At 59.1% G+C, this 7164-nt stretch carries 7 protein-coding genes and 1 pseudogene; all 8 read right to left on the bottom strand.

The genetic code is table 11. The features are described 5' to 3' along the window. Positions 1-526, bottom strand: a pseudogene (locus AACY11_RS04060) (helix-turn-helix domain-containing protein); the annotation flags it as partial. Positions 527-912: 386 nt separating this feature from the next. Next, positions 913-1659, bottom strand: coding sequence for a S24 family peptidase (locus AACY11_RS04055; RefSeq protein ID WP_339493924.1), 747 nt, complete (start codon positions 1657-1659; stop codon positions 913-915). 222 nt (positions 1660-1881) lie between these two features. Next, positions 1882-2409 carry an inorganic diphosphatase gene (ppa, locus tag AACY11_RS04050; protein ID WP_003205933.1) on the bottom strand — a complete coding sequence of 176 codons (528 nt, stop codon included), beginning with the start codon at positions 2407-2409 and terminating at the stop codon, positions 1882-1884. A gap of 112 nt (positions 2410-2521) precedes the next feature. Continuing rightward, a complete protein-coding gene (locus AACY11_RS04045) occupies positions 2522-3334 on the bottom strand; it encodes a M90 family metallopeptidase (protein ID WP_339464740.1) in 813 nt (270 codons plus the stop codon). A 4-nt stretch (positions 3335-3338) separates the two neighbouring features. Further along, entirely contained in the window at positions 3339-3989 is a 651-nt protein-coding gene (locus AACY11_RS04040; protein ID WP_339431325.1) for a DedA family protein, read from the bottom strand. A 275-nt stretch (positions 3990-4264) separates the two neighbouring features. Beyond that, entirely contained in the window at positions 4265-4726 is a 462-nt protein-coding gene (locus tag AACY11_RS04035; RefSeq protein WP_221730212.1) for a GNAT family N-acetyltransferase, read from the bottom strand. 115 nt (positions 4727-4841) lie between these two features. Continuing rightward, positions 4842-5666 carry an ethanolamine ammonia-lyase subunit EutC gene (gene eutC / locus AACY11_RS04030; RefSeq protein WP_339493923.1) on the bottom strand — a complete coding sequence of 275 codons (825 nt, stop codon included), beginning with the start codon at positions 5664-5666 and terminating at the stop codon, positions 4842-4844. Positions 5667-5671: 5 nt separating this feature from the next. Then, positions 5672-7066, bottom strand: a complete 1395-nt coding sequence (locus AACY11_RS04025; RefSeq protein ID WP_339431327.1) for an ethanolamine ammonia-lyase subunit EutB — start codon at positions 7064-7066, stop codon at positions 5672-5674. Between the last annotated feature and the right edge of the window lie 98 nt (positions 7067-7164).

Here is a 7164-nt window from a genome sequence, read left to right as displayed (position 1 = left end):
TGGCGCACACGGACTTCCTGCACGAACTTGATCAGGCGTTGATCTTGATCGACTCGGGCCCGATAGGCCCGATCACGCTTGTAAAAGGCTTGGCGACTGATCCCCATAAACTGGCAAGCCCTGCTGATACTCAGGGTTTGGGTTTGCGCAACGACTTGCCGGGCCGCTTTTTTACGACAGATACGCCGTAGTCGTTCTTCAGAACATCGACTACGTCCTCGAAGAATTTGGCTTTCTGATTCGCCAGCGCCAATTGCTCCTCAAGCTCTTTGATTCTCTGCTCGGGGGTCAGAGGCAAAGTTGGCTCGTCCATCGGTCGAGTCCTCTGGGTACGGATGGAGGCGCCTTGGCTCCAATCTTGTCGACCATGCTTGCGTAACCAAACCAACACCGTCGACCGGCCCTGGATCCCGTAGCGCCGTTGAGCCTCTTTATAACTCAACTCGCCTTTTTCGACTTGGTCGACAACCGACAATTTAAAAGTCAGCGTGTAATCGCGCTGACTACGTTTTGCGCCCGTATCCATTGCACCCTCCTGATAAGAAGCCAGAAGGTGTAAACCTTATTCAGGACGAGACATTAGGCATTAAAAAGCCGGCTTGTGGCCGGCTTCTCGGGGACTGGCTTGGCCTATTTTTGGTAAGCCTTGCCAGCCTTCAAAACGTACATCCGGATCTGCGTCCGGCTGTGGGACTTGGTCAGACGTTGGTCTGCCGCGTCGGGCGTCATCTGAGCCGCGGGAGCGGGGCGATGCGCGAATGTGGGGCGCAGGATACTGAGTTTTGTTGGGAATTCCCAGCCTGAAGTGCGGTTTAGAGCGACTGACGCAGTACAGAACCGGTATTTGAACTGTTTTTCAGCGCCTCTTCGCGGGCAAGCCCGCTCCCACAGGGTTTTGTGTGTGCTGGCCGATCATAGAAACGGCACCACCGGACGTCTCTTGCTCAGCGTCGACCACCAGAACACCCAGCCCAGTATATGAATCCGTTGCTCTTCTATCTGCGCGGGGCGGAACACTTCGTCCGGGTATTCGGCGCTGTTGTGGCTGCGCATTCGCAGGCCGTTGCCGGGCATGCGGTGCAGGTATTTGATGCGCAGCATGCCGTCGTGTTCGATGGCGTAGATCTCGCCATCCACCACTTGAGTCAGGCCGCGGTCGATGGCGACGATGGAGCCGTCTTCGATGCGGTCGGCCATACTGTTGCCGATCATGTGCGCGCAGATGGCGTCGGAGTGACGGATTTCCAGTTGATCGAGGTGCGCGCGCAGCAGGCGGATGGATTGGTCCGTGTCGTGGATGACGTGGGTTTTGCCGGAGCCGTCGGTGAGGGGCGTTTCCTTGAAGAACACCAGATCGATGTCGTTGGGATCGATGACGGTGTAGACGCCGCGGATGGCATGGGCGTCGAAGGTGTCGCCATTGCTGGCGGGCGGCGTCAGGCTCGGCAACTCCTTTATGCCTTCGCCGGTCTTCAGCCATTCGCTGTTAACGGACAGCAGGCGTGAGACTTCTTCCATGCGATACGCCGGGACGCCCCGGGTGTACCAGTTGTGGACATTTTGGGCTTCCGTGCCCCAGAACTTTGCGAATCCCGTGGTGGTGATGTTCGCTGCTTCCAGGAGTGCCTTGAATCTTGGACCGCTAGTGTTCTTTCTCATAAACACGGAGTCTACGGCCGTGCTAGAGCGGTTTGAATAAACTTGGCGTTCAAAAAAAGGCTGAATTTTGCGACGGGATGTAAGCCCATCTTGTGGGAAATTAAACAGGTTAAAACTTTGTTACGTATGCTTTAAACGTTGCGTTTAAGCAGGATGTTCTCGCGCATAAAAAACCCCGTATCAAACGGGGTCTTCTTCAAGCATCACGCAGGTTGCAGGCGCTTAGCCTTTGTAGGCAGCAACCGACTTGGTGATCGCTTCGCGGGCGGCGTCTGCACCGGCCCAGCCTTCGATCTTGACCCATTTGCCTTTTTCGAGATCTTTGTAGTTCGCGAAGAAGTGCTCGATCTGCTGGATCAGCAGTGGCGGCAGGTCGGTGTATTCCTTCACATCGACGTACAGCTGGGACAGCTTGTCGTGTGGGACTGCGATGACTTTGGCATCGCCGCCGCCGTCGTCGGTCATGTTCAGGATGCCCACTGGACGTGCGCGGATCACCGAGCCTGGCGCAACCGGGTAAGGGGTCACAACCAGCACGTCGAGGGGGTCACCGTCGTCAGCCAGGGTGTTCGGGATGTAACCGTAGTTGGCCGGGTAGAACATTGGGGTGGCCATGAAACGGTCAACGAACAGGCAATCGCTGTCTTTGTCGATTTCGTATTTGATCGGCGCGTGGTTGGCCGGGATCTCGATCGCGACGTAGATGTCGTTCGGCAGGTCTTTGCCAGCCGGAATCTTGCTGTAGCTCATTGGGCGTTGCCCCCGTAGTTGACCAAAAACACTTGGCCGGATTGACCAAAAAGTGGCGGCGATTATAGGCATATTCCGCCGCCGATGCCACGCACCGAAAGTCGTGCAGACCTTAGTCGTGAGCCTGATAGACCGGGTCCTGGGCCTGAAGTTGCCGCAGCCTGCCCAGTGGATCCTGCCGGTAGAAAAGCTTCAGTTGCAAGTAGACCTGTGGATAAGCCTTGTGCAGCAGATCGGGTGCGCTGAAGAAGTATTCGCTGGTGACGGCGAAGAACTCGGCAGGATTTTCGGCCGCGTAGGGATCGATGGCGGTTTCGGCGTCCGGATTGCGGTCCAGTTGGCGGTTGAGGTCGTCGTAGGCCTTTTGCATGACCTCGGCCCAGTCGCTGACGCGCATGTCGGCGTGCAGCGGCGGCAGGCCGTTGGCATCGCCGTTGAGCATGTCGAGTTTGTGCGCCAGTTCGTGGATGACCAGGTTGTAACCTTCCCAGCCACCACTGGCCATTACACCCGGCCAGGCCAGGATGATCGGCCCCTGTTGCCAGGCCTCGCCGCTGTGTTCGCCATCCCATTCATGTTCGACGCCGCTGGCATCGCGATGGCGCTGCGGGCTGAGGAAGTCGTCGGGATAGAGGACGATCTCGTGAAAACCCTGGTACCAGTTCAGATCGCCCAGATTGAGCAGTGGCAATTGCGCCTGAGCCGCAAGCAGCAGGCGTTGTTCCTGATGCAATTCGACACCGGGCAGGGCGGTCAGGTGTTTGTCTTCGAGAAACAGCACGCAGGCTTCACGCAGCCATTGGTCTTGGGCTGCACTGATGCCGTCGAGAAAGCTCAGGTGATGGCGCACCCGTTGCCACAGGTCGTCGGCAATCGGGTGCCTGGCCAGGATGCGCCGGCGACGCCAGGCGCTCAGTGACCACATCGGCTTAGTGCGATTGGGCTTTGGCGCTGCCGAGTCGGCTGCGTACCACACCAATGATCATCGGTACCAGCGACAGCAGGATGATGCCGAGCACCAGCAACGACAGGTTTTTTTTGATGAATGGCACGTTGCCGAAGAAGTAACCCAAGGTCACCAGACCACCGACCCACAGCACCGTGCCGAACACACTGAAGCCGAAGAAGCGCGGGTAAGGCATCTTCGCCACACCGGCGACGAATGGCGCGAAGGTGCGAATGATGGGCAGGAAGCGCGCCAGGGTCACGGTTTTGCCACCGTGCTTGTCGTAGAAGTCGTGGGTCTGTTGCAGGTAGTCGCGACGGAAGATTTTCGAGTTGGGGTTACTGAACAGTTTTTCGCCGACTGTTCGTCCGATCACGTAATTGGTGCTGTCGCCCATGATCGCTGCCAGCATCAGCAGACCGCCCAACAGGACTGGGTCCATGCCACCGCCTGCCGCTACCGCACCGGCGATGAACAACAGCGAATCGCCTGGCAGAAAGGGCATCACCACCAGACCGGTTTCACAGAAAATCACCAGAAACAGAATGGCGTAGATCCAGGGCCCATAGTTGTTCACCAGCAAGTCGAGGTAAACGTCGAGATGCAGGATAAGGTCGAGCGGGTTGAAATCCATGGGGGCACCTGTGTGGCGGCCCGACTCTGCAGGCCTGTGCGGATGACTTCGTGTAAGCCTACATCGAGGTGTAGTTTTTCTTACAAGCCGGAAAGCTCGGGATTATACGGTCTGAGAGGTGAAAAGCGCGTTGGTTTTGTAGCGAGGGATGTCCGGGTGTGAACAATTGTCAGGGACGACGGGAGAGGAGAAGGCCTGCAGGATCACAGCCTTCGGTAGCGACTACATTGGAATGCGTTCTTTTGTAGAACTGCCGAAGGCTGCGATTTTTTGGGTCAGAGTTCGTCGCTGATTGGCAGCACGTAGTTCTTGAACTCGGTGTCTTCCTTGAACCCGATGGACTCGTAGGTTTTCTGTGCCACTTCGTTATCGGCACTGGTGGAAACGCGCATGCGCACGGCCTGGGTTTCCTTGGCCATTTTCTTCGCGGTGCGGATCAGGTTGTCGGCGACCAGTTGGCGGCGGGCGTCTTCGGCGACATAGATGTCGTTGAGGATCCATACGCGCTTGAGCGACAACGAAGAGAAACTTGGATAGAGCTGACAGAAGCCCATCAGCTTCTTGTCGTCATCGTCGGCGAGGGCCAGATAAATCACCGATTCCTTGCGGCGCAGGCGTTTTTCGAGAAACGCGCGGGAGGAATCCGGGTAAGGCAGTGAACCGTAGAACTCACGATAGGTGACGAACATCGGAGTCAGTAAATCCAGGTGTTCGAGGGTCGCTTGAATAATCCGCATGATAGGTCTCGTCTTCAAGTGGCTGTCTTCAACTGCTCTGACGGCGATGGGAAACCCTGGCGGCCGTGCGTCGATCCTGCCTGATACCGGCGCAGAAACGCAATGCGGAATCGGTTCAGGTTGTCGACGGGCCGAGTAGGAAGTTTCCTTTCATGTCCGCACCGGTGTCCGACTCCAGCGTCTGAACCTGTGCTTCGTCCTTCAGATTGACCCCCGACAGTTGCCGTCGGCAGGCTTCGCGCATCAGGTACAGCAAGCGATGTGCCGCCATGCCGTAGCTCAAGCCCTCAAGCCGCACATTGGAAATGCAGTTGCGGTAGGCATCGGTCAGCCCGATCTTTGGATTGTAGGTGAAATACACCCCCAGGCTGTCGGGCGAACTGAGGCCCGGGCGTTCGCCAATCAGCATCACCAGCATTTTTGCGCCCAGCCGTTCACCTATTTCATCGCCGACCGCGACGCGGCCCTGTTCCACGAGGATGACCGGCGCGGCGGACCAGCCATCGGCGCTCATTTGCTCTTCCAGTCGGGTCAGCAGTGGCAGCGTGTGGCGATGCACGGCCAGCGCCGACAAACCATCGGCGACGACAATCGCCAGATCCACGCCGCCGGGATTGGTCGCCGCGTAGTCGCGCAGAGCCTGGGCTGAGTCATCACTCAACTTGCGCCCCAGATCGGGGCGTTGCAGGTAGCTGTTGCGATCCACCGCCGCGCTGTGCAGCAGCAACGTCTGGCGCCCGCGCTCATTGAGTTGGGCGCTGAGCCCGGCATGATCGAACGGCAAGTGCACCGCATCCCGCGCCTGAGCATGGGCGAACTGGAAATCCAGTTGTGCGCGGGTCGGCAGACTGGTGCCGGTGCGGCCGAGGGCGATCCGCGCGGGGGTCAGGCGACGCAGTTCCAGCCATGGGTTTTGCGGGTCGAGGGGCGGTTTTTCCATAAGACTCATCCCAGTTGCGCCAAGGCCTGGCGGAAGGCCGGCGGCAGGTTGTTGCCGAAGCGAACCTTGCCGTCCGCCTGAGTGAAAATGCCCATGTTCGCCAGCCATTGCTCGAATTCCGGCGCCGGTTTCAGGCCCAGGGTCTGGCGGGCGTAGAGCGCGTCGTGGAACGAGGTGGTCTGGTAGTTGAGCATGATGTCGTCGGAGCCGGGGATGCCCATGATGAAGTTGATCCCGGCGACACCCAAGAGGGTCAGCAGGGTGTCCATGTCGTCCTGATCGGCCTCGGCGTGGTTGGTGTAGCAGATGTCGCAACCCATCGGCACGCCGAGCAACTTGCCGCAGAAGTGGTCTTCGAGGCCGGCGCGAATGATCTGTTTTCCGTTGTAGAGGTATTCCGGGCCGATAAATCCTACGACGGTGTTCACCAGAAACGGCTTGAAATGGCGGGCCACAGCGTAGGCTCGGGTCTCGCAGGTCTGTTGATCGACGCCATGGTGGGCGTTGGCCGACAGGGCGCTGCCCTGACCGGTTTCGAAATACATCAGGTTTTGCCCAAGGGTGCCGCGGTTCAGGCTCAAACCGGCGTCGTAGCCTTCCTGCAACACATTCAGGTTGATACCGAAACTGGCGTTGGCCGCTTCGGTGCCGGCGATCGACTGGAACACCAGGTCCAACGGCACGCCACGGTTGATCGCTTCGATGGAGGTGGTGACGTGGGTCAGCACGCAGGCCTGGGTGGGGATGTCGTAGCGCTGGATGATCGCGTCGAGCATTTCCAGCATCGCGCAGATCGAGGCGATGCTGTCGGTGGCCGGGTTGATGCCGATCATCGCGTCGCCGTTGCCGTACAGCAGACCGTCGAGAATGCTCGCGGCAATGCCGGACGGCTCGTCGGTCGGGTGGTTGGGTTGCAGGCGAGTTGACAGGCGCCCGCGCAGGCCGAGGGTGCCGCGAAACTTGGTCACTACGCGGATTTTCTGCGCCACCAGCACCAGGTCCTGCACGCGCATGATCTTCGACACGGCGGCGACCATTTCCGGGGTCAGGCCGGGCGCGAGATTACGCAGGCTGGTTTCATCGGCGGCCTCGCTGAGCAGCCAGTCGCGAAAACCGCCGACGGTGAGGTGGCTGACCACGGCGAAGGCCTGTTTGTCATGGGTGTCGATGATCAGGCGGGTGACTTCATCGGACTCATAGGGAATCAGCACTTCTTGCAGAAAGTGCGTGAGCGGGATATCGGCCAGCGCCATTTGCGCGGCCACGCGCTCACCGTCGTTGAGCGCGGCGACACCGGCGAGAAAGTCCCCGGAACGTGCCGGGCTGGCTTTGGCCATGACGTCCTTGAGGCTGTCGAAGCGATAGGTCTGGGCGCCGACGCAATGGGCAAATGCGGCCATGGGGCGGTGTCCTCCTGATTCTGTGGATAACTCGGTTCCCCTGTGGGAGCGGGATCTCCATGCACTTCAATAAGGCGGGCACCGGGCGCAAGGCCCGG

It is taken from the genome of Pseudomonas sp. RA_105y_Pfl2_P56 (assembly GCF_963970845.1).
In the GTDB taxonomy this organism is placed as follows: domain Bacteria; phylum Pseudomonadota; class Gammaproteobacteria; order Pseudomonadales; family Pseudomonadaceae; genus Aquipseudomonas; species Aquipseudomonas baetica_A.
The sequence above is the reverse complement of the archived record's forward strand: the minus strand, read 5'-3'. Positions and strand labels throughout refer to the sequence as shown.